Source organism: Bradyrhizobium sp. ORS 375 (assembly GCF_000239775.1).
In the GTDB taxonomy this organism is placed as follows: Bacteria; Pseudomonadota; Alphaproteobacteria; order Rhizobiales; family Xanthobacteraceae; genus Bradyrhizobium.
On the sequence record NZ_CAFI01000260.1, the window covers coordinates 1 to 1,727 of the forward strand.

A 1,727-nucleotide genomic window follows, 5' to 3' on the forward strand; every position below is an offset into this window, starting at 1 on the left:
GCCGCGGCCGCCGCCGCGCCCGCCGCAGCCGCCGCTTCTGCGGCGGCCGCCGAGGAGCCGATCTCCGCCGCGCTCAAGATCGACGATCTCAAGATCGAGCTCGGCTATGCGCTGCTGCCGCTGGTCAACGCGCCCGACGGCACCGACCGGCTGACCGACCAGATCAAGGCCCTCCGGCGCTCGCTGGCGATCGAGATGGGCTTTGTGATGCCCTCGGTGCGGATCCTCGACAACGTCCAGCTCGAGGCCAACACCTACATCATCAAGATCAAGGAGGTCGACGCCGGCTCCGGCAAGATCTGGCCGAACCAGTTCATGGTCATGGACCCCGGCGGCAACCAGGTCGCGGTGCCCGGCATTCACACCACAGAGCCGACCTTCGGCCTGCCCGCGACCTGGGTCGATGCGGGCCTCAAGGAAGAAGCGACGCTGAAGGGCTACACGGTGGTGGACGCCGCGACCGTGCTGTCGACGCATCTGACCGAGCTGCTCAAGGCCAACATGAGCGACCTGCTCTCCTATGGCGAGGTGCAGAAGCTTTTGAAGGAGCTGCCCAAGGAACAGGGCGAGCTGGTCAAGGACATCGTGCCGACGCAGATCACGATCTCCGGCCTCCAGCGCGTGCTGCAGCTGTTGTTGTCGGAGCGGATCTCGATCCGCGACCTGTCGACCATCCTGGAAGGCGTCGCCGACGCCCTCGCCTTCTCGCGCAATCCGGCAACGATCGTCGAGCACGTCCGTACCCGCCTCGCCCGCCAGATCTGCGCACAGAACACCTCGCCGATGGGCTACCTGCCGCTGATCGCGTTGTCGGCGAAATGGGAGCAGGCGTTTGCGGAATCGCTGATCGGCCAGGGCGAGGAGCGGAGCCTGGCGATGCAGCCGTCAAAGCTGTCGGAGTTCATGACCGCCACCCGGGACGCCTTCGAGCGCGCCGCGCGCGAGGGCGAGTCGCCGGTGCTGGTCACCTCGGCCGCGATCCGGCCCTTCGTCCGCTCGCTGGTCGAGCGTTTCCGCGCCCAGACCACCGTGCTGTCGCAGGCAGAAATCCACCCGCGGGCACGGCTGAAGACCGTCGGCAGCGTTTGAGACGGGAGGCGCGGAACCTGCGAGTCAGTCCTACGTTGTTGAATGCAGGACCGGTCCAACGGGTCGGTTCTGCCATTTTTCAGGGCAAACCCACCCGTGCTTTACCGCCACAGGCAAATGATTTCTTAATTTTGCGTTAGGTGGCTGAAATTTCCGCCACAGACCGAACTACCATTCAAGCTATTGAAATTAAACGTACTATTCATATAGCATTCATCCGAAATCGCGCGGCATCACGCCTTATCACTCGCTTGTGATGACCACTACGAAACAGAATCGAGGTTTCCTACGTTCTTGCAGGCGAGACGATGAACCGGAACGCCGCCGGCTCACACGAATCAGCGAAGGACGGAAGACGGCAGGAGGCTTCCATGAACCACTCGATTTACAGCGCGGATCGGACGACCCACCTCAAGATCGTGGTGGTTGCGCTCGTGGCTGGCATCGCAGTGGCCGGCCTCGGCATCTCGGCCCGTCTGAATGCGGAGCCGAACTACACGCAGACGGCGAAGGTCATCAAGGCCGGCAAGCCGGTCGCGGTGACGAGCTCGGAAGCGTCAGTCGTTCGCTGACAGGAATTCCCGGAATTCACGCGGTTCTCACAGCCCCCCAACTGGCCGCGTGGATATGTAGTAGAC

The 1,727-nt window shown here is 63.3% G+C and carries 2 protein-coding genes; both read left to right on the forward strand.

Features of this window, described 5'->3' with window-relative positions; translation table 11 throughout:
- A partial coding sequence (locus tag BRAO375_RS19525; RefSeq protein ID WP_035641287.1) for an FHIPEP family type III secretion protein occupies nt 1-1,089 on the forward strand: 1,089 nt, incomplete at its 5' end.
- A gap of 371 nt (nt 1,090-1,460) precedes the next feature.
- Nucleotides 1,461-1,661, forward strand: a complete 201-nt coding sequence (locus BRAO375_RS19530; RefSeq protein WP_009029170.1) for a hypothetical protein — start codon at nt 1,461-1,463, stop codon at nt 1,659-1,661.
- The last annotated feature ends 66 nt before the right edge of the window (nt 1,662-1,727 follow it).